This is a genomic window from Shewanella sp. SG44-6, from assembly GCF_014164185.1.
Classification (GTDB): Bacteria; Pseudomonadota; Gammaproteobacteria; order Enterobacterales; family Shewanellaceae; genus Shewanella; species Shewanella vesiculosa.
The window spans coordinates 1-539 of record NZ_JACJER010000317.1 but is presented as its reverse complement, the minus strand read 5'-3'; the positions used below and the strand labels follow the sequence as shown (position 1 = coordinate 539).

Genomic DNA, 539 nt, shown 5'->3' with positions numbered 1-539 from the left:
GTGATTGTCGGCGTTGAGTGCATGCATTGCTGGTATTGGGTGTCAGATTGGTGTGCTGAACTTGGGATTGATTTTGTACTAGGTCATGCGCTTTATATGAAGGCGATTCACGGCGGTAAAACCAAGAATGATAAAGTCGATTCCTTTAAAATTGCCTCATTACTGCGTGGCGGTAATTTCCCAATAGCCTACGATTACCCCAGCGAAATGCGCGCTGCCCGTGACCTATTACGTCGACGAATGAAAATTGTTCGTCACGGTGCCATGCTCAAAGGTCATGTGGTTAACACCAACAGCCAATACAACTTGCCTGCCACTGAGTTAAATCTTAAAAACATTTCAGCAAGACAAAAACTTCGTGAGCAGTATCAAGACCCTATCGTGCAGCGCAACATTGATTTAGATATGGCGCTACTTGATTGCTATGCCAAAGAACTCGCTCAAGTTGAATGGTTCATTGAAAAACAAGCCAAAAATCATAATCCAGTGTATCTAGAACTACTTAAAACTGTACCAGGTATTGGCAAGATTCTGTCACT

At 43.0% G+C, this 539-nt stretch carries 1 protein-coding gene; it reads left to right on the top strand.

Features of this window, described 5'->3' with window-relative positions:
* Positions 1–539: transposase (locus H5185_RS22405; RefSeq protein WP_182699098.1), on the top strand; the 539-nt coding region annotated here is incomplete at both ends.